This is a genomic window from Cryobacterium sp. TMT4-10 (genome assembly GCF_004403275.1).
Classification (GTDB): domain Bacteria; phylum Actinomycetota; class Actinomycetes; order Actinomycetales; family Microbacteriaceae; genus Cryobacterium; species Cryobacterium shii.
In genome coordinates this window covers 1-21,260 of the sequence record NZ_SOGU01000043.1, presented here as the reverse complement: position 1 = coordinate 21,260, position 21,260 = coordinate 1, and the positions used below count along the sequence as shown (strand labels likewise).

General features: G+C 68.9%; 22 protein-coding genes and 1 tRNA gene. 17 read left to right on the top strand and 6 right to left on the bottom strand.

Going from position 1 to position 21,260, the window contains the following annotated elements:
- Positions 1-205: 205 nt before the first annotated feature.
- From E3T42_RS17270 to E3T42_RS06670, 3 genes are read left to right on the top strand one after another with little or no spacing between them, the layout of a single operon-like run.
- A complete protein-coding gene (locus E3T42_RS17270; RefSeq protein ID WP_134366021.1) occupies positions 206-1,783 on the top strand; it encodes an ABC transporter ATP-binding protein in 1,578 nt (525 codons plus the stop codon).
- Positions 1,759-3,333 carry a hypothetical protein gene (locus E3T42_RS06675; protein ID WP_241975891.1) on the top strand — a complete coding sequence of 525 codons (1,575 nt, stop codon included), beginning with the start codon at positions 1,759-1,761 and terminating at the stop codon, positions 3,331-3,333. Before E3T42_RS17270 ends, E3T42_RS06675 begins: the two co-directional genes overlap by 25 nt.
- Before the next feature lie 48 nt (positions 3,334-3,381).
- Positions 3,382-3,675, top strand: coding sequence for a DUF3039 domain-containing protein (locus tag E3T42_RS06670; RefSeq protein ID WP_134366020.1), 294 nt, complete (start codon positions 3,382-3,384; stop codon positions 3,673-3,675).
- Positions 3,676-3,740: 65 nt separating this feature from the next.
- Here E3T42_RS06670 and E3T42_RS06665 read toward each other — a convergent pair whose 3' ends face one another.
- Both E3T42_RS06665 and E3T42_RS06660 read right to left on the bottom strand, forming a co-directional pair.
- Positions 3,741-5,063 carry a nicotinate phosphoribosyltransferase gene (locus E3T42_RS06665; protein ID WP_134366019.1) on the bottom strand — a complete coding sequence of 441 codons (1,323 nt, stop codon included), beginning with the start codon at positions 5,061-5,063 and terminating at the stop codon, positions 3,741-3,743.
- Positions 5,064-5,112: 49 nt separating this feature from the next.
- Positions 5,113-6,345, bottom strand: coding sequence for a beta-ketoacyl synthase (locus E3T42_RS06660; protein ID WP_198415990.1), 1,233 nt, complete (start codon positions 6,343-6,345; stop codon positions 5,113-5,115).
- A 231-nt stretch (positions 6,346-6,576) separates the two neighbouring features.
- On the opposite strand from E3T42_RS06660, the gene murI reads away from it, so the two are divergent.
- From murI to E3T42_RS06640, 4 genes are all read left to right on the top strand, one after another.
- Positions 6,577-7,443 (top strand): glutamate racemase, encoded by an 867-nt coding sequence (gene murI / locus E3T42_RS06655; protein ID WP_134366018.1) that lies wholly within the window; start codon positions 6,577-6,579, stop codon positions 7,441-7,443.
- Complete coding sequence (gene rph, locus E3T42_RS06650) at positions 7,440-8,174, top strand: ribonuclease PH (RefSeq protein WP_134366017.1); 735 nt, start codon at positions 7,440-7,442, stop codon at positions 8,172-8,174. The genes murI and rph overlap by 4 nt, the downstream gene beginning before the upstream one ends.
- A 4-nt stretch (positions 8,175-8,178) precedes the next feature.
- The gene (rdgB, locus tag E3T42_RS06645; RefSeq protein WP_134366016.1) at positions 8,179-8,769 is read left to right on the top strand and encodes an RdgB/HAM1 family non-canonical purine NTP pyrophosphatase; all 591 of its coding nucleotides are present in this window, start codon (positions 8,179-8,181) and stop codon (positions 8,767-8,769) included.
- A gap of 238 nt (positions 8,770-9,007) precedes the next feature.
- Positions 9,008-9,919, top strand: a complete 912-nt coding sequence (locus E3T42_RS06640; protein ID WP_134402695.1) for a cation diffusion facilitator family transporter — start codon at positions 9,008-9,010, stop codon at positions 9,917-9,919.
- A gap of 49 nt (positions 9,920-9,968) precedes the next feature.
- Here E3T42_RS06640 and E3T42_RS06635 read toward each other — a convergent pair whose 3' ends face one another.
- The 4 genes from E3T42_RS06635 to E3T42_RS06620 all read right to left on the bottom strand — a co-directional run bounded on the left by E3T42_RS06635 (position 9,969) and on the right by E3T42_RS06620 (position 12,640).
- Complete coding sequence (locus tag E3T42_RS06635) at positions 9,969-10,751, bottom strand: DedA family protein (RefSeq protein ID WP_370261904.1); 783 nt, start codon at positions 10,749-10,751, stop codon at positions 9,969-9,971.
- Positions 10,752-10,852: 101 nt separating this feature from the next.
- On the bottom strand, positions 10,853-11,542 hold the full coding sequence (locus E3T42_RS06630; protein ID WP_241975890.1) for a DedA family protein: 690 nt from the start codon (positions 11,540-11,542) through the stop codon (positions 10,853-10,855).
- Between the two features lies 1 nt (position 11,543).
- Positions 11,544-11,625 (bottom strand) — tRNA-Leu (locus E3T42_RS06625).
- A gap of 85 nt (positions 11,626-11,710) precedes the next feature.
- A complete protein-coding gene (locus tag E3T42_RS06620) occupies positions 11,711-12,640 on the bottom strand; it encodes a LysR family transcriptional regulator (protein ID WP_241975889.1) in 930 nt (309 codons plus the stop codon).
- Between the two features lie 147 nt (positions 12,641-12,787).
- Between E3T42_RS06620 and E3T42_RS06615 the strand changes: the two genes are divergently transcribed.
- The 10 genes from E3T42_RS06615 to E3T42_RS06575 all read left to right on the top strand — a co-directional run bounded on the left by E3T42_RS06615 (position 12,788) and on the right by E3T42_RS06575 (position 20,950).
- Positions 12,788-14,179: an MFS transporter gene (locus tag E3T42_RS06615; RefSeq protein WP_134366013.1), complete on the top strand. Its 1,392-nt coding sequence runs from the start codon at positions 12,788-12,790 to the stop codon at positions 14,177-14,179.
- A gap of 58 nt (positions 14,180-14,237) precedes the next feature.
- Positions 14,238-15,044 (top strand): 3-hydroxybutyrate dehydrogenase, encoded by an 807-nt coding sequence (locus E3T42_RS06610; protein WP_134366012.1) that lies wholly within the window; start codon positions 14,238-14,240, stop codon positions 15,042-15,044.
- 242 nt (positions 15,045-15,286) lie between these two features.
- Positions 15,287-16,519 carry a CpaF family protein gene (locus E3T42_RS06605; protein WP_134366011.1) on the top strand — a complete coding sequence of 411 codons (1,233 nt, stop codon included), beginning with the start codon at positions 15,287-15,289 and terminating at the stop codon, positions 16,517-16,519.
- Positions 16,516-17,376 (top strand): type II secretion system F family protein, encoded by an 861-nt coding sequence (locus E3T42_RS06600; protein ID WP_134366010.1) that lies wholly within the window; start codon positions 16,516-16,518, stop codon positions 17,374-17,376. The genes E3T42_RS06605 and E3T42_RS06600 overlap by 4 nt, the downstream gene beginning before the upstream one ends.
- Positions 17,373-18,311, top strand: a complete 939-nt coding sequence (locus E3T42_RS06595) for a type II secretion system F family protein (protein WP_134366009.1) — start codon at positions 17,373-17,375, stop codon at positions 18,309-18,311. The genes E3T42_RS06600 and E3T42_RS06595 overlap by 4 nt, the downstream gene beginning before the upstream one ends.
- 78 nt (positions 18,312-18,389) lie before the next feature.
- Positions 18,390-18,566: a hypothetical protein gene (locus E3T42_RS16690; RefSeq protein WP_166787107.1), complete on the top strand. Its 177-nt coding sequence runs from the start codon at positions 18,390-18,392 to the stop codon at positions 18,564-18,566.
- Between the two features lie 52 nt (positions 18,567-18,618).
- A complete protein-coding gene (locus tag E3T42_RS06590; protein ID WP_134366008.1) occupies positions 18,619-19,029 on the top strand; it encodes a TadE/TadG family type IV pilus assembly protein in 411 nt (136 codons plus the stop codon).
- Positions 19,004-19,468 (top strand): hypothetical protein, encoded by a 465-nt coding sequence (locus E3T42_RS06585; protein WP_134366007.1) that lies wholly within the window; start codon positions 19,004-19,006, stop codon positions 19,466-19,468. The genes E3T42_RS06590 and E3T42_RS06585 overlap by 26 nt, the downstream gene beginning before the upstream one ends.
- 26 nt (positions 19,469-19,494) lie before the next feature.
- Entirely contained in the window at positions 19,495-19,956 is a 462-nt protein-coding gene (locus E3T42_RS06580; protein WP_241975888.1) for a pilus assembly protein TadG-related protein, read from the top strand.
- 109 nt (positions 19,957-20,065) lie between these two features.
- The gene (locus E3T42_RS06575) at positions 20,066-20,950 is read left to right on the top strand and encodes a DMT family transporter (protein WP_134366005.1); all 885 of its coding nucleotides are present in this window, start codon (positions 20,066-20,068) and stop codon (positions 20,948-20,950) included.
- The last annotated feature ends 310 nt before the right edge of the window (positions 20,951-21,260 follow it).

The following is a 21,260-nucleotide window of genomic DNA, read 5'->3' as shown; positions in this document are numbered from 1 at the left end:
TTGCTTTCGTGACCCGACCGGTGTCCCGGGCACCGCAGAATGTGTCTTTGGCTGACCCCCCAAACCTGCGGTGTCAGACGGTCCTTGGTAGGTTAGCGAGGTGACTGACGTGCCCCCCAATTCCGAGCCCCGCGAGCCGAGGACTGCAGTACCGAGGCAGGTTTCCGCTGAATCAGAGGCCACGGCGACCCTGCCTGTGCGCAAGATGCCGGTGCGTAAATCCACGGTCAGAACGGCCCCGGCGCGCACGCCGGGTACCCCCCGTCCGGCCACAGCGCGCCCCACCACCGCCTCCGCCAGGGCAGCCGCGGCGGATCTCGGTGCCGATTCCGCTCCCGCTTCCGCGCTCACCGCGCCGAAGAAGCCGGTGGCCAGGGCCAGGCCCACGAAGGCCGTCGGGGCGTCGACTCCCGCCCGCGAGTCGGCGGCGGGCGAAGCCGTCTCCTCCGCCCCGGCGGCCACTCCCCGGACACCGTCCGCCCGGACGGCCGCGGCAAGGGCGACCGCCGCCCGCACGGCGGCGGCGAAGTCGGAGTCCGCCGTGAAATCGGGCGTGGCACGGGCCGGCGCGGCCAAGGCCACGGCCACCAAGACCAGCTCGGCGAAGGCCAGCGCAGCCAAAGCCAGCGCCGCCAAGGCCAGTGCGGCGAAGGCTGCAGCCGTTCGCGCGGCTGCGCTCCAGGCGTCGACCGGTCGGCTGGTTCCGGAGCCTGCCGGAAGCGGCGACGACTCGTCGGCCGGGGCCGCGGCATCCGTCGTCGACGGAGTGCCGTTTGTCGCGGACGTGCCGCTTGCACTCGAGGTGGCGGATGTGCCCCTCGCCGCGGACGTGCCGCTGGTCGCGGTGGCACCCGTTCGCGTCGAACCCGTCGTTGAACCTGTTGCCGACCCCCATGCCGTTGAGTCCGTCGTCGTTGAGTCCGTCGTCGTTGAGCCAGTCGTCGCGGAGCCGAAGCGTCCCGCATCCAACCGCACGCCCCGGAAGTCCGCGGTCGCACCGGTCGCGCCCACAGACCCTGCGGCGCCGATCGTCCTGGCCGTGAGCGGCCTGCGGAAGAGCTTCGGCCAGACCGTCGCCGTGGCGGGGGTCGACCTCGAGGTGCGGACCGGATCGTTCTATGGGATCGTCGGGCCCAACGGCGCCGGCAAGACCACGACGCTGTCCATGATCACCGGCCTGCTGCGGCCGGATGAAGGCTCAGTGACGATCAACGGGATCGACGTCTGGGGGAGTCCGATCGCAGCCAAGCGCCTGATCGGAGTGCTTCCTGACCGGTTGCGGCTGTTCGACCGGCTGACCGGCGCCCAGCTCATCTACTACTCCGGAGTTCTGCGCGGGCTCGATGCCGTGACGGTGCGGAAGCGTTCGGCGGACCTGGCCGTGGCCTTCGGGCTGGAGGAGGCTCTCAACCGGCTGGTCGCCGACTACTCGGCCGGTATGACGAAGAAGATCGCCCTGGCCTGCGCCATGATCCACTCGCCACGCTTGCTGGTACTCGATGAACCGTTCGAATCCGTGGACCCGGTCTCGGCCGTCAACGTCACCGAGATCCTGCAGAAGTACGTGGCCAGCGGGGGCACGGTCGTGCTCTCCAGTCACGGTATGGACATGATCCAGCGGGTCTGTGACCATGTGGCCATCATCGTGCAGGGTGCCGTTCTGGCGTCCGGCACCGTTGACGAGGTGCGCGGTGAGTCGACGCTCGAGGAACGGTTCATCGAACTGGCCGGCGGTCGCAAAGTGGCGGAGGGCATGGAGTGGTTGCACAGTTTCTCGGACTGAGACTCCGTCTGCTCGCCAATCTCTTCCGGCGCAGCCCCTGGCAGATCGTGGGCATCGCGATCGGGCTTTTGTACGGGCTCGTCCTAGCGCTGGGCCTTCTGGTTCTGCTGGTGGGGCTGCGATTCACCGGTGACGTCGAGGCCATCCGCGACGGCATGGTCGTCTGCGGGGCATTCGTCATGCTCGGCTTCCTGCTGGTCCCGCTCGTGTTCGGCGTCGACGACGCGATGGACCCGCGCAAGTTCGCGATCATGGGCATTCCGAATCGGCAGCTGTCGCTCGGACTGGCGGTGTCCTCGGTCATCGGGGTGCCCGCGTTCGTACTGGCTCTGGTTCTTCTCGGCACCGTCGTGACCTGGTCGCGGGGCATCCTCGAGACACTCCTGGCCCTGGTGTCCGCCGTTGTGCTGCTGGCCACGTGCATGCTGGCGTCGCGGGTCAGCACGTCCCTGGCCGCATTCCTGCTGGCGACCCGCCGGTCGCGCGAGTTCACCGGAATCATCGGCGTGCTGGTGCTGGTCATGATCGCGCCCGTCGTGCTCCTGGCCCTCAACTTCGACTGGGAACAGTACGGCCTCGACCTGCTCGGAGGGCTGTCCGCGATTCTCGGCTGGACGCCGCTGGGCGCGGCCTGGGCCGTTCCGGGAGACGCGGCGACGGGTTCCTGGGGCACGGCTTTCCTGAAGCTCCTCGTGGCACTGGCGACGGTCTACGTGCTGTGGCAGGCGTGGCAGGGCCTCGTCGCCCGGATGCTGGTCACGCCGGGTCGGGAAGCCCCGGCTCGTCAGTACGGCGGTCTCGGGTGGTTCGACCGCATGCCGCACACGCCCGTCGGCGCCATCGCCGCCCGCAGCCTCACCTACTGGCGCCGCGACTCGCGGTACTGGATGTCGCTGATCATGATTCCGATCATCCCGGTGCTCGTGATCATCCCGTTGAACTTCGCCGGGATCCCCCTGTCCTACCTCGCACTGCTCCCGGTGCCCCTGATGAGCGTCTTCCTGGGCTGGACGCTGCACAACGACGTGGCCCTCGACCACACCGCCGTCTGGCTGCACGTGGCTTCCGGCACCCGCGGTTTATCCGACCGGCTCGGCCGCCTCGTTCCGGCCCTGATGGTGGGCATCCCCCTGATCGGCATCGGGTCGGCGATCAGCATTTCCGTCTACGGCGACTGGACCGCCCTGCCTTCGGTGCTGGGAGTGAGCACGTGCATCCTGCTGACCGGGCTTGGCTTCTCGAGTTACGCCTCAGCGCGGTTCCCGTACCCGGCGACGAAACCCGGAGACAGCCCCTTCTCCCAGCCGCAGGCATCGGATACTCCGGCGGCCTTGATCCAGTCCCTGACGTTCGCCGGCTCGATCGCCCTGTCCCTCCCGGCCATCGCCTGCGGACTGCTGGGGGTCTTCGTCAGCCCGATCTGGCATCTGCCGGCCCTCCTGCTGGGCGTGGGCGTGGGCATCCTGACCCTGACTCTCGGGGTCTGGCTGGGCTCGCGGGCGTTTGATCGACGGGGCCCGGAGATGCTCGCCTCAGCAATCCGCGCCTGACCCGGTGCTCCCTGCCGTTTCCGAGCGGGGTTGCCTAGAATGTCAGGCATGACTGAAGACTTCCGTGCGAGCATCGCAGAACCCGGCAGCCCCGGCGCCGGCGGCGGCACATCCACGCTGGACCGCGAACTCGAAGAACTCCTCAACCGGGAGCAAATCGAGCCGGGCGACCACGAACGTTTCTCGCACTACGTGCCCAAGGACAAGATCCTCGAGTCCGCCATCTCCGGCAAGCCGGTGAAGGCACTGTGCGGCAAGAAGTGGCTGCCGGGACGCGACCCGGAGAAGTTCCCGGTCTGCCCGACCTGCAAGGCGATCTACGAGAAGATGAAGGCCTCCTGACCCCCAAGCGCTGACCGTGCGGCGGTACGGCCCTGGCGGAGCGGTAGGGCCCTAGCGGTACGGTTCTAGCGGTACAGGGTCGGCAGAACGGGGTCTCCGCGCCCCAGGCGGAACGCTTCCATCGGCAGTTCCTGCATGACGGATGCGTGGTGGGCGCGGGCGAGCAACGTTCCGGCCGTTCCGAGGTAGCGGTCGTCGAACACGCCGGCGGTCACCAGCGGCACGAGCAGTACGCGGTCCCGCCCCTCCGGCTCGGCGGGCGGGGCGGCATCCGCCGGATCCTCGCCGATCAGGACGACCTCGGCGCGGGCGATCCCCGCCGCGTCGAGTTGCCGCACGGACCGCTTGCGCCCGCCGACCGAGATCTTCGCGGGAGACGTCTTGGCGACCGAGACCCATTCACCGGCGTCGTCCCGGTGGGCCACCAGCTTGTAGACCATGCCCGCCGCGGGGGACCCGGATCCGGTCACGACCGAGGTGCCCACCCCGAAAGCGTCGACGGGCGATGCGGACAGCGCCGCGATGGAGTACTCGTCGAGGTCGCTGGTGACCGTGATGCGGGTGTTGACGGCGCCGAGCGAGTCCAGCCGGGCGCGGGCGCTCGCGGCCACGGTCGGCAGGTCGCCGGAATCGATGCGGATGGACCCGAGCTCCGGGCCGGCCACGTCGACCGCCAGCCGGATGCCCTTCTCGACGTCGAAGGTGTCCACCAGCAGCGTCGTCGCCGGGCCGAAAGCGGCCACTTGCGCGCGGAAGGCGTCTTCCTCGCTGTCGTGGAGGAGGGTGAAGGAGTGGGCGGCCGTGCCCATCGTGGGCACACCCCAGCTGCGTCCGGCTTCGAGGTTGCTGGTCGAGGCGAACCCGGCGATGTAGGCGGCACGGGCGGCGGCCACGGCGGAGTACTCGCCCGTGCGCCTCGATCCCATCTCGGCCAGGGGCCTGCCCAGACTCACCGACACCATCCGCGCGGCCGCGCTGGCCACGGAACTGTCGTAGTTGAGCACGCTGAGGATGAGGGTCTCGAGGATCACGCACTCGGCGAAGCTGCCGTCGACCGTGACCAGGGGGGAGCCGGGAAAGTACGCCTCGCCCTCCTGGTAGCCCCAGATGTTGCCTCGGAAGGCGTAGTTCGCGAGCCAGTCGAGGGTGGGCTCGCGAACCACCTTATTGTCACGCAGCCAGGTGAGCTCGGCATCCTCGAACCGGAACGAACGGATCAGTTCGAGCAACCTGCCGGTGCCGGCCACGATGCCGTAGCGGCGGCCGGAGGGCAGTCGGCGTGCGAAGGCCTCGAACTGGCACTCCCTATCGGCGGTGCCGCTCTGGATCGCGGCATCCACCATCGTGAGCTCGTAACGGTCGGTGCGGAACGCTGAGGATTCGGTCACTCGGAAAGCCTATCCCTCGGCCTGACTCGGCCTCGTCAAAGAGTTCGGCTTACAGCGCCCCGAAGGCGACGATGCAGTTCTGGCCGCCGAAGCCGAAGGCGTTGGCCAGCGCGAACTTCACCGGCTTCTCCCGGGCCACCCTGGGCACGTAGTCGAGCGTGCAGTCCGGGTCGGGGGTCGTGTAGTTGATCGTGGGTGGGATGATTCCGGTGCGGATCGATAGCGCGCAGAGCAGGCCGGAGAGGGCGCCCGCGGCCCCGATCATGTGGCCGGTCATCGATTTGGGTGCGGTGACGGCGATGGAATCGGCAGCCTGACCGAGCGCCTGGCGGATCGCCGAGGTCTCGGCCCGGTCGTTGGCCTGGGTGGAGGTGCCGTGGGCGCAGATCATGTCGATGTCGCTCGGGTTCAGCTTCGACTTGATGAGGGCGCGGGTCATGGCCAGGCTCGCGAATTTGCCGGTGGGTTCGGGCGCGACGATGCTGTGGCCGTCGCTGGTGAGGGCGCCGCCCAGCACCTCGGCGTAGATCTGGGCACCGCGGGCGCGGGCGTGGGAGAGCAGCTCCATCACGAAGACGACCGCTCCCTCCCCGAAGACGAGTCCGTTGCGGTCGGCGTCGAATGGGCGGGAGGCCTCGGCCGGCGAGTCGTTGTTCGTGGAGGCCGCGTGCATGGCGTTCAGTCCGGCGAACATGACGGGCGTGATGGCGGCCTCGACACCGCCGGCGATGACGACGTCGGCGTCGCCCATGATGAGCATGGTGCGGGCTTCGAGGAGCGCATAGGCCCCGCTGGCGCAGGCCAGGGCGCTCGCGTTGACCGGGCCGTGGATGCCGAGGTCGATCGCGACCTCGCAGGCGGCCATGTTCAGCAGGGCCGAGGGCACGAAGCGCGGCGGGATGCGCCGGGAGTCTCCGGAGTTGACGAGCTCGGTTGCTTCCTGGATCTCCGCGAAACCGCTGACGGCGCTGTTGACGACGACAGCCGTGTCGATCCCTTCCATCGAGGTGCCGAAGCCGGCATCCGCCACCGCCTCACGGGCCGCGGCGATCGCGAGCTGCGAGGACCGGGAGGCGCGCTTGACCTGCTTTACGGCCATATGGTCGGCCGGAATGAAGTTCTTCACCTCGCCGGCGATCTGCGTCGGCAGACCGGTGGGATCGAACTGGGTGATCCGGGCGACACCGCTGCGCCCGTTGGTGAGGCCTGACCACGTGTCGCGCCAATTGTTCCCCAGCGGCGTCAAGGCGCCCAGCCCGGTGATTACAACTCGATCATTCACGGTGATCATCTCCTCAAACGGCGAATGTGACGCCATCTTTGTGCGGATCTCGTCGGTTGGCGGCACCCGTATTTCGAGTGTAGTTACGGCCATATTCCCTTCTCGGTACGTGCCGGCATCCGTGCCGTGAGTCTGGGAATGCGCCCTGAAAGCACTCAGTTCCGCGGCCCGGACTGCAGGCGACCGCGCTGTCGGGCGAGCTGTCAGGGAATCCGGGTAGGCTCGTCTGTCGTGACGGATGCACCGATAGGAATCTTCGATTCCGGAGTGGGCGGCCTGACCGTCGCCCGGGCGATCAAGGATCAGCTGCCCAACGAATCGATCCTCTATATCGGCGACACGGAGCACTCCCCGTATGGTCCGAAGAAGATCGCAGATGTGCGCGGCTTCGCCCTGAAGGTGCTCGACGACCTGGTCGCGCAGGACGTGAAGATGCTGGTGATCGCCTGCAACACCGCGTCGGCTGCCGTGCTGCGGGACGCCCGCGAGCGCTACAGCGTTCCCGTGGTGGAGGTCATCCAGCCGGCGGTGCGGAGCGCCGTCCGCGCCACCCGCAACAACCGTGTCGGCGTGGTCGGCACCCTCGGCACCGTCAACTCCCTCGCCTACGACGACGCGTTCGCCGCGGCCACGAACATCCGGCTCTTCACCCAGGCCTGCCCCCGATTCGTGGAATTCGTCGAGGCGGGCGTGACCACCGGTGACGAGCTGCTCGCCGTCGCCGAGGAGTACCTCGCCCCGTTGCAGGCCGCGGAGGTCGACACCCTCGTCCTCGGCTGCACCCACTACCCGTTCCTGCGCGGCGCCATTTCGTACGTGATGGGCGACGCGGTCACCCTCGTCTCCAGCGACACCGAAACCGCCAACGACGTGTACCGGCTGCTCGTCAGCCAGGGCCTGGCGCGCACCGAGGCTGCGCCCCCCAGCTACCGGTATGAGGCCACCGGCGACAGCGCCGAGGATTTCCTTCGCCTGGCCCATCGCCTGATCGGACCGGAAATCTCCCGGGTCGACCTGGTCGAGACCGGCTCATTCAGCCTGAGCGAACTTGCCGAGTTCGCCGCTTCGCACCCCACCATCACCAAGGAGATCTCGTGACCGATATTGTGCGCGTAGACGGACGAACCACTGACCAGCTGCGCCCCGTCACGATCGAGCGAGGCTGGAGCGACCAGGCCGAGGGCTCCGCACTGATCTCGTTCGGACGCACGAAGGTTCTCTGCACAGCCTCCTTCACCAACGGCGTTCCGCGCTGGATGGCCGGCAAGGGCAAAGGCTGGGTCACGGCAGAGTACTCCATGCTGCCGCGTTCCACCGATTCCCGGATGGACCGCGAGTCGGTCAAGGGCCGGATCGGCGGCCGCACCCACGAGATCAGCCGTCTGGTCGGGCGGAGCCTGCGCGCCGTCGTCGACATGAAGGCCCTCGGCGAGAACACCATCGTGCTGGACTGCGACGTGCTGCAGGCCGACGGCGGCACCCGCACGGCGGCCATCACGGGTGCCTACGTCGCCCTCGCGGACGCGCTCGAGTGGGGCCGGGAGAAGAAGTTTCTCAGCCAGAAGGCTCAGCCGCTCATCGACAGCGTCTCGGCCATCTCCGTCGGCATCGTCGGCGGCGTGCCCATGCTCGACCTCGCCTACGTCGAGGACTCCAAGGCCGAAACCGACATGAACGTCGTCGTCACGGGCCGCGGCCTCTTCGTCGAGGTTCAGGGAACGGCCGAGGGTGCTCCCTTCGACCGGCAGGAGCTGAACTCGCTACTCGACCTGGCACTGGCGGGCACGGTGTCCCTGACCGAGTTCCAGAAGACGGCACTGGGGCGTTAGGGCCGTGCAGGTCGTTCTCGCCACCCACAATCCGCACAAGGTCGAGGAGCTGCGTCGCATCCTCGCCCCGAAGCTCCCCGCACTCGAGGTTCTCGCCTATGACGGCCCGGAGCCGGTCGAGGACGGCGCCACCTTCGCCGAGAACGCCCTGATCAAGGCGCGCGCCGCCGCCGCGCACACCGGGCTGCCGGCGATCGCCGACGACTCGGGGATCTGCGTAGACGTGCTGGGCGGGTCGCCCGGGATCTTCTCCGCCCGGTGGGCCGGTCCCGCAAGGGACTCGGACGAGAACCTGCGGTTGCTGCTCTGGCAGCTCGGTGACATGGGCGCCGAACACCGCGGGGGCCACTTCACCTGCGTGGCCGCGCTCGCGCTGCCCGACGGCACGGAATGGCACGTGACCGGTGAATGGCCGGGGCAGATCCTGACCGCGCCGAGCGGCTCCGGCGGTTTTGGCTACGACCCGATCTTCCTGCCCGACGGCTACGCCATCTCCGCCGCCGAGCTGACGCCCAACGTGAAGAACGAGCACAGCCACCGGGCCCGTGCCTTCGACAAGCTGATCCCGGTGTTGCAGACCCTGCTCGCGGTGTGACCTTCCCCGTCCCACCGCCCCGCCCCTGAACCAATTCGACGGAGATATTGCTCTAAACAGGCGGTTTCGAGGCTTTCGGGGCCGTTTCGGGCAGATTCTCCGTCGAATTGGTTCGGGGCCGGGCCCTGACGGGTGGGCTCGGACCCGGTGGGCTCGGACCCGGCGGGAGCAGGCGCGGTGCTCGATCCCGGAGAGGGGCCAACTGGCGGGGCGGCGTCGCTCGCCATACCGTGGACGCATGGGACACGATCACGCGCACACCTCGCAGACGAACCGCGCGCGGCTGTCGTTGGCGATCGGCATCGTCGCGACCGTGCTCGTGGTCGAAATCATCGGTGCCTGGCTGACCGGCTCGCTGGCCCTGCTGGCGGATGCCGGACACATGTTCTCCGACCTCGCCGGACTGCTCATCGCGTTCGCGGCGACCGTGGTGGCGGCCAGGCCGGCCACGGACCGGCAGACCTTCGGCTATCGGCGGGCCGAGGTGTTCGGAGCGCTCCTGAACGGGCTGATCCTGGTCGGCGTGGCGATCTCCGTCACGGTGGGTGCTCTCACCCGGCTCCTCGGTGCGGACGGGGGAGAGGTACGTGCCGCGCCCATGCTGGTCGTGGCCGCCATCGGACTGGTCGCCAACCTCGCGGCGCTGCTGCTGCTGCGGCCGGCGGCGAGCACGTCGATCAACATGCGCGGTGCCTACCTGGAGGTGCTCGGCGACACGCTCGGATCGGTGGCCGTCATCGTGGCGGCCGCGGTCATCCTGTTCACCGGTTTCGAACAGGCCGACGCGATCGCGTCGCTGCTCATCGCGGGCATGATCGCGCCCCGGGCGTTCGTGCTGCTGCGCGACGTGGTGCGCGTGTTCAGTGAATCCGTTCCGGTCGACACGGATGTCGCGGAGATCCGGCGGCATCTGCTCGCCACATCAGGCGTCGTGGCCGTGCACGACGTGCACGTCTGGGCGATCACGTCCGGCGCCCACGTCTTCAGCGCCCACGTCGTGGTCGAAGCGAGCGTGCTCAGCGGGGGAGGCTCCGGGGCTCTGCTCGACGCGCTGTCGTCCTGCCTGGCGGAGCATTTCGACGTGGACCACTCCACGTTCCAGCTCGAACCGGCCGGGCACGCCGAGCACGAGGACAACCCGCACCTCTGACCGGCGAGCCGCAAGGCGGTCAGCGCGGGTCCGGGGCGCCGGCGCCGGGTCAGCTGTCGCGCGTGTGCTCGTCGTTCCGCTGCTCGGGGTCCTTGGGCTCGTGTCCGCCGTCGAAAGCGTCGGAGTCGAGGACCAGAGTGCCGGTGTGGGTGGCAACCCCGCCGGTGCGCGTGGCGCGCCGGGCCTTCAGCACGGACTGCAGGTAGTGATAGACGGTGGGAATGAGCGTGATGAACACCGCTCCCAGAAGGATCAGGTCGATGTAATTCTGCACGAACTCTGCGACGGGCGGGATATAGCCCAGGAAGAAGCCGAAGTAGGTGAGGCCGGCGCCCCAGAGGAGGGCCCCGATCAGGTTGTAGAGCGAGTACTTGCGGTAGTCCATGTGGCCCACGCCCGCGGCGACCGGGGCGAACGTGCGCACGATGGGCACGAACCGCGCCACAATCACGGCGACCCCGCCGAAGCGCACGAAGAACGCGTTCGTGCGCTCGACGTTCTTGACGCTGAACAAACCCGATTCCTTGCGTTCGAACACTTTCGGTCCGAATTTATGCCCGATCAGGTAACCGGCTTCGCCGCCGAGGAATGCCGCGAACCCGATCGCCAGGGCCACCCACCAGATGTCCATCTGGATCACGCCGGCGAAGGTGAGGAGGCCGGTGATGACCAGCAGGGTGTCGCCGGGGAGTAGGAAGCCGACGAGGAGCCCCGTCTCCGCGAACACGATCGCACACACGCCCAGCAGCGCCCACGGGCCGAAGCCGTTGATGAGCACCTCCGGATCGAGCCAGGGGATGACGGCCGCAGGGGCCAGAGCAGTGTGAATCACGTAAAAACTCCTGTTGGCGTCGGTCAGATCGGCCGGGCGGCGGGATCACGGGATGCTGTGTTACAGGCTAGCCCGTATTCTCGATAGAACGCCGTGGGGCACTATGAGGTTGCCGGGCCATCGAGGAGCCCGTCGCCGCCCTCCGCCGATGCGGCATCCTGCCTGGTCTGGGCGCGGTCGGCGAACCAGGTTCGCAGTCCGAACACGATCGAGGCGGCGATGAAGACACCGGCAATCACGTATGCCGCGCTCTTGACGCCGGGGATGGCCGCCGCGTAGTAGCCGGTCAGGGTGAGCCCGACACCCCAGGCCAGCGCTCCGACGAGGTTGCTGCTGAGGAACTTGTAGTAATTCATGCGGCCGACACCGGCGATCACCGGCACGAAGACCCGCGCCCAGGGCATGAACCGGGCGACGACCACCGACCACCAGCCGAACTTGCGGTAGAAGGACTCGGTCTTGACGATGGCCGCGCGGGTGCGGCGCCCGCCGTGCCGATCGAGGTACGAGCGGCCGAAGTGGCGCCCGAGCAGGAAGCCGACTTGGTCGCCGAGGAAGGCGGCCACCCCGGTTCCCGCGGCCAGCACCGCGATGCTCAGGTTCGGTGTCGACGCCGCCACCAGGCCCGACCCGAACAGGAGCGAGTCGCCGGTGATGAAGGGGATGAACACCCCCAGGAAGACCGCCGTGCCCGCGAAGACCAGCGCCCAGACAAGCAGATAGAAGACCACGACGCCGGTGTTCGCCAGCAGGTCGTTCAATTGGCCGTCCAGGGCCGACATGTGACTCATGTGCGGGAGAGGGGACTTGAACCCCCACGCTCGAAAGCACAGGAACCTAAATCCTGCGTGTCTGCCAATTTCACCACTCCCGCGAAGTGCGGTTCCAGTGTACTTCGTGCGCCCGGCCTGCCCGTGAGCGCGCGGGCCCGCGGGTGCCCCCGTCACCAGCGAGCCGGCTCAGGGGGCGGATGCGACTCCGAGCAGAGACTGCGAGAAGGCGGACGTCTGGGCCCGGAGGGCGGCGACGACGGCGGCCACGGCCGGCTGGTGCAGGGAATCCTGCCTGAGCACCATCCAGTACTGCAACCGCTCGTGGAACTGCTCCGGCAGCAGGCGCACCAGGTCGGCATGCCGGTCGCCCATGAAGCACGGCAGGAACCCGATTCCGGCCCCGGCGCGGGTCGCCTCGACGTGCACGAAGACGTTGGTGGAGCTCAGCGACGCCCGCATCGAGGGCACGAGGCGTCGCGGCGCATCCAGATCATCGACCAGCAGCATCGAATCGACGAAGTAGACGAGCGGATGCGTCGTCAGCTCCGCCACGGTCGTCGGCGTGCCCTTCTCGGCGAGGTAGTCTCTCGACGCGTACATGCCCAGCAGGTAGTAGCCCAGCCGAAACGCCTCGGCCCGGTGCGCCTGGGGCTCGCCCACCACGACCTCGATGTCCAGGCCCGAGCGGTGCTGGAGGGCACGGCGGGTCACGGTGACGATCTCCACCCGTAGCGCCGGGTGGGTTCGCTGCAGCGCGGCGATGGCCGGGGCGGCGATGTAGGCGCTGAAGCCATCCGTTGCCGACATGCGCACGACGCCGGACAGTTGGTGCGGCCGGTCCGTTGGGCCGTTCAGGATCGCGACCGCTGACTCGACGTTCTCGGCGGCGTTGAAAGCACGTTTGCCCAGTTCGGTCAGCTCCCACCCGCCGACCGTGCGGGAGAGCACCCGCCCGTCCAGAGCCCTCTCCAGTGCGGCGATCCGGCGGGAGACGGTGGTGTGGTTCAGGCCGAGGCTCTCCGCGGCCGTGGTGAAGCGACCGGTGCGCGCGACGCCGAGGAGAATTAACAGGTCGTCCGGGTTGGGCGAGGAGGCCGGGGTGGGCTGGAAGCTCATATCTGCAAGTATGCACATAGTGTGTGTAGATGTGGTCATTGATGCAGATCGGTGTGGCGGGAATACTCAAGGGATCCGTTCCGGGTAGAACGGGGCCCATCCGTAATTCACCACGAAGTGTCAGCGACGACACCGAAGGAGTCAGACATGAGCGTCAATCAGCGCGTCGAAGCCGGATCATCCGGACGGAGTGCCAGCGAAGAGACATCGGGCCTGAGAAAGATCGTGGCCGCGTCGATGGTGGGCACAGTCGTCGAGTGGTATGAATTCTTCCTCTATGCCACGGCAGCGAGCCTCGTCTTCGGCAAATTCTTCTTCCCGAACGCCGGCAGCGAACTGGACGGCATCATCGCCGCGTTCCTCACCTACGCCGTCGGGTTCATCGCCCGGCCGCTGGGCGGCATCGTCTTCGGCCAGATCGGCGACCGGCTGGGCCGCAAGCACACCCTGCAGGTCACGATCATCCTGGTCGGCGTGGCCACCTTCCTGATGGGCTGCCTGCCGGGTTACAACACCATCGGCTACTGGGCTCCGGCCCTGCTGGTGGCCCTTCGCTTCGTGCAGGGCTTCGCCGTCGGCGGTGAGTGGGGCGGCGCCGTGCTTCTGGTCGCCGAGCACAGCCCCGACAAGTCCCGTGGCTTCTGGTCCAGCTGGCCCCAGGCCGCCGTTCCGGTCGGCAACCTCCTCGCCACGCTCGTCCTGCTGACCATGTCCTGGATCCTGCCCGCCGAACAGTTCATGAGCTGGGGCTGGCGCGTCGCATTCTGGCTCTCCGCGGTGATCGTGGTCATCGGCTATTACATCCGCACCCACGTCAGCGAGGCGCCGATCTTCCTGGAGGCCCGGGCTCAGGTCGAGGCCGAGAAGGCGGTCAGCTACGGCGTCATGGAGGTCGTGCGCAAGTACCCGAAGGGCATCCTGGGAGCCATGGGCCTTCGGTTCGCCGAGAACATCCTCTATTACACGATCGTCAGCTTCTCCATCGTCTACCTGGTCACGGTGCACCAGTACGACACCAGCAAGCTGCTGCTCGCCCTGTTGATCGCCCACATCGTGCACTTCCTGGTGATCCCGCAGGTGGGACGGATGTCCGACCGCTTCGGTCGCAAGCCCGTGTACCTGGCCGGGGCCATCCTCGGTTCGACCTGGGCCTTCTTCGCCTTCCCAATGTTCGACACCCAGAATCCCGTCATCATCGTGGTGGCCATCACCATCGGACTGTGCTTCCACGCCCTGATGTACGCGGGGCAGCCGGCCATCATGTCCGAGATGTTCCCGACCCGGATGCGCTATTCGGGTGTGTCCCTCGGCTACCAGGTCACGTCGATCCTGGCCGGCTCGATGGCTCCGATCATCGCCACGGCCCTGCTGAAGGAATACCAGTCCTGGGTTCCCGTTGCCTTCTACCTCGTGATCGCCTGCGCCATCACGGTCGTCGCAGTCGTGACGCTGAAGGAGACGAAGGGGATCTCGCTGCGAGAGGTCGACGCCGTCGACGCCCGCAAGCACGGTCTGGAGCCGGTCGCGAACGGCGCCTGACCAGCCGCCCCCGACCCGCACGCACGAGCGCGATACACGCAGTACAGAGGACAACGCAATGACTGATGCATTCGAGGCCGCTTCCATCGCAGGGTGGGAGCGGCCTCGGCCGCTCGCCGGCCGCACAGCCCTAGTCACCGGGGGAGCCAGCGGGATCGGGGCCGCCGTGGTGCGCTCCCTTGCCGAACGGGGTGCCCGGGTCATCGTCGCCGACATCGATCGGGCGGCCGCGGAGGCGCTCGCCGCGGAGGTCGGCGGATCCAGCTGGGCCGTCGACCTGGCCGACACGCACGCACTGACCGACGGGGTGCTGGCGGAAGCGCTCGCCGGGGTGGACATCCTCGTCAACAACGCCGGAATCCAGCGGATCAACCCGATCCAGGACTTCGCCCCGGCCGACTTCCGTCTCATCCTCGCCCTGATGCTCGAGGCCCCGTTCCTCCTGGTCCGGGCCGCCCTGCCGCACATGTACGCGACCGGGTTCGGGCGCATCATCAACATCACCTCGGTGCACGGCATCCGCGCCTCGCCGTTCAAGAGCGCCTACGTGGCCGCCAAGCACGGCCTCGAGGGCCTGTCGAAGGTCACCGCTCTCGAGGGCGGCGAGCACGGGGTGACGAGCAACTGCGTCAGCCCCGGCTACGTGCGCACGCCCCTGGTGGAGAAGCAGATCGTGGACCAGGCGGCCGTTCACGGCATCCCGGAAGCGGAGGTGCTCAGCAGCATCATGCTGACCGAGAGCGCCATCAAACGCCTGGTCGAACCGGCAGAGGTCGGCTCGCTCGTTGCCTGGCTGGCATCGACCGACGCCGCCATGGTCACCGGGGCCAGCTACACGATGGACGGCGGCTGGTCGGCCCGCTGAGCGCGGTATTACCTGCGGCGCTGCCCGTGTGGCCAATTCAGGAGATGCGTGTCGAGTGGCGGCATGCCGCGCGTGTTTCCGCGGTCCGGCTGCTCGGGTGCCCGGCATCTCCTGAGTTAGCCACATTCGGCGGGGGACACTGGCCGCCTCGACTGAAGACGCCGGGTGCGGAACAGGCGCGCGATGGACGGGGCTGTGGATAAGTCCGGCGGCGCCTGCCCCAGGTGGGCGATCATGCAGGAATGAGCGAAGCCGTCCGTATCATCACCGAGCAGGTTCGGTCCCGGGTGCGCCGCGACGGCGTGGACCTGGCCTCCGACAACCGGCTCACCGAGCAGTACGTGCGTGACGAACTTCAGCGATACAGCGAGCGGGCCCTGGGCAGCTCGCTCCCGCTGATCGGTGACGAGCGCCAGGCGGCGCGGGAGGTGGTGGCCTCCCTGACCGGGTTCGGGGCGCTGCAGCCGTTCCTCGACGACCCGGGCATCGAAGAGATCTGGATCAACGCGCCCTCCCGGGTGTTCGTGGCCCGCGACGGCGTGCCGGAGTTGACCACGATGGTGCTGACCGAGACCGAGGTGCGGGACCTGGTCGAACGGATGCTGCAGGCATCCGGCCGCCGTGTCGACCTCAGTTCGCCGTTCGTCGACGCCTCCCTGCCCGACGGGTCCCGGCTTCACGTCGTCATCCCCGACATCACTCGCCGGCATTGGGCCGTGAACATCCGCAAGTTCACCCGGCGCATCCGTGATCTGCAGCAGCTCGTCGGCCTCGGGTCGCTGACCCAGCAGTCCGCGGAGTTCCTCCGGATGTGCGTGCTGGCCGGCCAGAACATCCTGGTCTCCGGAGCCACCCAGACCGGCAAGACCACCATGCTCAACGCCCTGCTCTCCGCCACCCGCACCACCGAGCGGATCGTGACCGTGGAGGAGACCTTCGAACTCGACCTGGCCGCGCGTGACGTGGTGGCGATGCAGTGCCGCCAGCCCAGTCTGGAGGGCACCGGGGAGATCACCCTGCGGCGCCTGATCAAGGAATCGTTGCGGATGCGCCCCGACCGTTTGATCGTCGGCGAGGTGCGCGAGGCGGAGAGCCTCGACCTGCTGATCGCCCTCAACAGCGGGTTGCCCGGAATGTGCTCGATCCACGCCAACAGCGCCAGGGACGCCCTCGGCAAGCTGTCCACGCTGCCGCTGCTGGCCGGTCGCAACATCGATTCGGCATTTGTGCTGCCGACCGTGGCCGGTTGCATCGACATCGTCGTGCACTGCGCGATCGACCGGCACGGCCGCCGTCGGGTGACCGAGGTCATCGCCCCGAGCGGCGGGCTGACCGGTTCCGTGATCGAGGCCAGCCCCATCTTCCTGATGCGCGAGGGCGCCCTGGAACCCACGGGCGGCCACCCCACCAAACTCGCCAAGTTCCGCGCGGCCGGGCTGGACCCGGCAATCGTGCTGCGGCCGGGGGCAGCATGATCCTGGTGATCGGATGCCTGCTCGGCGCCGGGCTCCTCCTGGTAGCGGCGCCGTTACTCTGGCCCCGGGCCGACCAGGCGGCAGAGCGGAGCCCGGCGCGGGGCCGGTTGCGGGGCATCCTCGCCCAGGCGGGACTCGGTTCGCTTCCGCTGGCGGCCTTCGTCGCCATCTCGCTGGTGCTGGGGCTGGCCGTGGCCGCCCTGGCGCAGGCGATTCTCGGCATCGCTGCTCTGTCGGTTGTCGCGGGGCTCTCCGGGCTGGCGCTGCCGCTGGTGACGGCGTCCCGGCGGGCGCGGGCCCGCCTTCGTGCGAACCGGGCGGTGTGGCCCGACGTCGTCGACCACCTCGTGTCCGCGGTGCGATCGGGGCTGGCGCTGCCCGACAGCGTGGGCAGCCTGGCCGGGGCCGGACCGCTGTCGACCCGGTCGTCGTTCGCCGCGTTCGCGCGTGAGTACCGGGCGAGCGGCAATTTCTCCGCGGCGGTGGACGAGCTGAAGGCGTCCCTGGCCGACCCGGTGGCCGATCGCATCCTCGAGACCCTGCGGATGGCCAGGGAGGTCGGCGGTTCCGACCTCACGGTCGTGCTGCGGAGCCTGGCCGCCTGGCTGCGGCAGGATTCTGCCATCCGGTCGGAAATCGAGGCCCGACAGTCCTGGATCGTGAGCGCGGCGAGGCTCGGGGTGGCAGCACCCTGGATCATCCTGCTGCTCCTGGCCTCCCGGCCTGAGGCGGCAATCGCCTACAACACCGCCTCCGGGGTGGTGGTGATCGTCGGCGGCCTGGTGGTCTCCGTCGTGGCCTACCAGGTGATGGTGGCCCTGGGGCGGCTGCCGGAAGAACGACGGTGGTTCCGGTGAGCGCTCCATTGGCCTGGGCACTTTTCTGCGGCACGGCGCTGGGCGTCGGCCTGTGGTCGCTGGCGAGCCTGGTGCCCCGGCTCAGCCGCCCGCGCCTGGTGCAGCGACTGGCGCCGTACATCCTCGACGTCTCGGCCGAGGCCCGGGCGTTCGTCGGGCGCACCACGGTGCACCCGATCCCCGTACTCGGCACCCTGTTCGCGCCGACCTTCGGCGGCCTGAAACGCGGGTTCGCGGCCGTTCTCGGCGGTACGGACACGATCGAACGGCGCCTGCGGCAGTCGGGATCCAGCCGCACGGCCGATGCCTTCCGTTCGGAGCAGGTCGTCTGGTCACTCATCGCCCTGGCCGCCGGGGCGGCCGCGGTCACCACGGTGCCGACCCTCCGCACCCTGCCCGTGCTCATGCAGGTCGGCCTGCCGGCCATCGCGGGGGTGTGCGGCGCCCTCGCCCGGGACTGGGCGCTGAAGCGGGCGGCCACCGCCCGCCTGGCCCGGATGCAGAGCGAGTTCCCCACGGTGCTGGAGTTCATGACGCTGTCGCTCTCGGCCGGCGAGGGGATTCTGGATGCCCTGGGCCGGGTGTCCCGCACGAGCACCGGCGAGCTGTCCCGCGAGCTGGCGGGGGTCGTGGCCGACGTGCGCACGGGTGTGCCGCTGTCCGCCGCGCTGCAGAATCTCGCTCGCCGGATTGCGCTGCCGTCGGTGACTCGCCTCGTCGACCAGGTCGTCGGAGCGCTGGAACGCGGCACCCCGCTGGCGGACGTGCTGCGCGCCCAGGCGCAGGACGCGAGGGACGAGGCCAGGCGGGGACTGATCGAGGTGGCCGGGAAGAAGGAGGTCGCCATGCTCGTGCCGCTGGTGTTCCTGATCCTGCCGATGACGATCCTGTTCGCGATCTTTCCCGGCCTGTTCATCCTGCAGAGCGGGTTCTGACGTGCCGTCCCTTCAACGAAGTGCCCACCGGGCGACCGCCCGATCAAGGAAGCTGCCCCATCGAGAAGGAGAGCAATCATGAACACACTGAGACGGCGTTTCCCGGTGCGATGGTCAGATGAGCGGGGCGACGTTCCGGGCTGGGTGCTGATCACCCTGATGACGGCCGGCCTGGTCATGATCATCTGGGGCCTCGCCGGCCCCGCCCTCAGCGGCGTGTTCCAACAGGCCATCGACAGGGTCAGTGGAATGTAGGCCCCGGATGACTTGGCCGCGGATGACCGGACCCCGGATGATTTGGCCCCGGATGACTGTGGCGTGGCGACGCCGGACGGGCGCGCTCGCCGGCGAGAGCGGTTCGGCGGTCGCCGAGTTCGTGATGGTCGGGGCGCTGCTCACCGGGCTGACGCTGGCCGTGATGCAGCTGGGGCTCGCCCTGCACGTACGCAACACCGTGCTCGACGCGGCGGCGGAGGGGGCCCGGTACGCCGCGCTCGCGGACAGCGGCCTCTCCGACGGCGCCGCCCGCACCCGGGAACTGATCACCACGGCGATCGGTCCGTCGTTCGCGACCGACGTGCAGGCCGGGTACGGCGATTACGAGGGCTTTCCCAGCGTGGAGGTGCGGGTGATCACGCCTCTGCCGCTGATCGCACTGTTCGGTCCGGGCCGCGGGCTGGAGGTGGTGGGGCATGCTGCCGTCGAGGACCTGCGCTAGTCCCGCCGAGTCGGAGCGCGGCTCGGCCTCCCTCGAATTCATCACGGCGGGCCTGATCCTGCTCGTGCCGCTGGTCTACCTGGTCCTGGCGATGGCGGCGCTGCAGGGCGGCGCGCTCGCCGTCGAGGGGGCCGCGCGCCAGGCCGCCCGCGTCTACGTGCAGGCTCCCGACGAGGCCACGGCGACCGCCCGGGCCGAACGCGCGGTGCAGTTCGGGCTCGCGGACTACGGCATCGACGCAGCGGACGCCGAGATGAGCGTCGACTGCCGGGCCGACACCGACGGATGCCTGACCCGCCGGGGCACGGTCACGGTCACGGTGCGCATCCGGGTGCCCCTGCCGCTGGTGCCGGATGTGCTGTCGCTGCGGAACGGTTCCAGCGTGCCGCTCGAGGCCTCGGCGACGCAGACGGTGTCCCGGTTCTGGCGGTCCGGATGAGCGGCGGGGGACCGGGGCGGCGGGCGGTGGTCCGGCGAGCGTCGGCGCGGCCCGGCGACGAGGACGGCTCGATCCTGTTGCTGACCATGTTCTACGGTTTCCTGGCCCTGGTGCTGATCCTCGTCACCGTGGCGGCCACGTCCCTGTACCTCGAACGGAAGCGGCTGCTGACCCTCGCCGACGGCGCAGCACTGGCCGGGGCGGAGGCCTTCGACCTCAGCGCGGTGGCCGTCACGACGGACAGCTCCGGCCCGGTGCTGCGGGCCGCCCTGGTGTCTGCCGACGTTCACGCGGCCGCCGCGGAGTATCTGGACACCGCCCCGCACGGCGGCATCGCGGGGCTGGAGCTGGCCGGGGCGGCATCCGTCGACGGGAAGAGCGCCACCGTGACGCTGACTGCCTACTGGCGGCCCCCGGTGCTCGCCGTCGTGCTGCCGGCCGGGGTGCCGATGGAGGTCACGGCGGTGGCGCGCTCGGTGTTCCGGTAGGGCGACGGTGTTCCGGTAGGGCAGATGACCCCGCGGCGCGGAACATCCGTGCCCGGCCGAACCGGTACTCTCGAAAAGCGCGCCTGCCCCGGCCGCGGGGAGGAGCGCTGTGACCGCGAAACGCGACCGCCTGACCGGTGCGGGCGCCCAGGTCGTCACAGAGGTCAGCATTAACTTCGGCTCGTCCCTCGCCGGCCTCGCCATCCCGCTCGTCGGCTCGCCCGTCGTGGTCGCGGTGCGGCAGCTGGTGATGGCGGCGGCCGTGCTGCCGTTCTACCGGCCGAAACTGGCCGGCCTCAGCTGGCGGCGCCTCTGGCCCGCCCTGGCCCTGGGCGTCGTGCTCGCGGTGATGAACCTGACCTTCTACGAGGCCGTCGACCTGCTCGGGCTCGGCATCGCCGCCACCATCGAGTTCCTGGGGCCCTTCGCCCTGGCCCTGGCCTCGTCGCGCCGCCCCCTCGACTTCGTGTACGCCACCGCGGCCGCGGGCGGGGTGTTTCTGCTGACCTGGTCAGACGGCACTCTGAACGTGCTCGGCGTTCTCTATGCGCTGACGGCGGCGGCGGCTTGGGCGGCGTACATCCTGCTGACCCGGCGGGTCGCCACCGCCTTCCCTGGCCTGGAGGGCATCTCCGTGGCCAGCGTCGTCAGCCTGACTCTGCTGGTGCCGTTCGCGCTGATCACGGTCGACTGGTCCAGCCTCGACTGGGGCGTGCTCGGGCTTCTGCTGGCGATCGGGGTGCTCTCGTCGGCCTTCCCGTACACGCTGGACACCTTCATCCTGCGCCGGATCACCCCGCGTCTCTACGCGATCATCACCAGCTTCGGGCCGGTGATCGCCGCGTTGTTCGGTGCGCTGGTGCTGGGGGAGACGTTCCTGTTACAGCAACAGATCGCCATCGTCGTGGTGTGCGTCGCGGCCGGGGCCGCGATCGCCGGCCAGCGCGAGACACCTAAATCCGAGCTCGAGATCGTCGGGGGCGCGGTCCCCTGACCGGGCCCCCGGGCATCCGTCGCCCGCTCCTCGGCAGCTAACCAATTCGACGGAGATTCTGCTGTAGAATCACGCTTTCGGCCGGTTTGGGGCCGATTCCGGCAGAATCTCCGTCGAATTCGTTCAGGACGAAGCCGGCTCCTGTGACTTGACCGTCTAGGGGCGTGGGTCAGTAACGGCAAAGTTTAAAACGCCGCCGGATTTCCCGTCTTTGGCCGTGGGGTCTGGGAAAATTGCTTATGAGCGATTCTGATGGCCTGTTCCCCGCGACGGAACTTGAGCACGTTGACTTGGTCGTGGATGACGGGGT

What these genes read in the sequence shown, in the direction of transcription:
- E3T42_RS17270 (WP_134366021.1), top strand. Translation starts at nt 206, where the DNA reads ATGCCGGTGCGTAAATCCACGGTCAGAACGGCCCCGGCGCGCACGCCG.
- E3T42_RS06670 (WP_134366020.1), top strand. Translation starts at nt 3,382, where the DNA reads ATGACTGAAGACTTCCGTGCGAGCATCGCAGAACCCGGCAGCCCCGGC.
- E3T42_RS06640 (WP_134402695.1), top strand. Translation starts at nt 9,008, where the DNA reads ATGGGACACGATCACGCGCACACCTCGCAGACGAACCGCGCGCGGCTG.
- E3T42_RS06630 (WP_241975890.1), bottom strand. Translation starts at nt 11,542, where the DNA reads ATGAGTCACATGTCGGCCCTGGACGGCCAATTGAACGACCTGCTGGCG.
- E3T42_RS06620 (WP_241975889.1), bottom strand. Translation starts at nt 12,640, where the DNA reads ATGAGCTTCCAGCCCACCCCGGCCTCCTCGCCCAACCCGGACGACCTG.
- E3T42_RS06615 (WP_134366013.1), top strand. Translation starts at nt 12,788, where the DNA reads ATGAGCGTCAATCAGCGCGTCGAAGCCGGATCATCCGGACGGAGTGCC.
- E3T42_RS06610 (WP_134366012.1), top strand. Translation starts at nt 14,238, where the DNA reads ATGACTGATGCATTCGAGGCCGCTTCCATCGCAGGGTGGGAGCGGCCT.
- E3T42_RS06605 (WP_134366011.1), top strand. Translation starts at nt 15,287, where the DNA reads ATGAGCGAAGCCGTCCGTATCATCACCGAGCAGGTTCGGTCCCGGGTG.
- E3T42_RS06600 (WP_134366010.1), top strand. Translation starts at nt 16,516, where the DNA reads ATGATCCTGGTGATCGGATGCCTGCTCGGCGCCGGGCTCCTCCTGGTA.
- E3T42_RS16690 (WP_166787107.1), top strand. Translation starts at nt 18,390, where the DNA reads ATGAACACACTGAGACGGCGTTTCCCGGTGCGATGGTCAGATGAGCGG.
- E3T42_RS06590 (WP_134366008.1), top strand. Translation starts at nt 18,619, where the DNA reads ATGACTGTGGCGTGGCGACGCCGGACGGGCGCGCTCGCCGGCGAGAGC.
- E3T42_RS06585 (WP_134366007.1), top strand. Translation starts at nt 19,004, where the DNA reads ATGCTGCCGTCGAGGACCTGCGCTAGTCCCGCCGAGTCGGAGCGCGGC.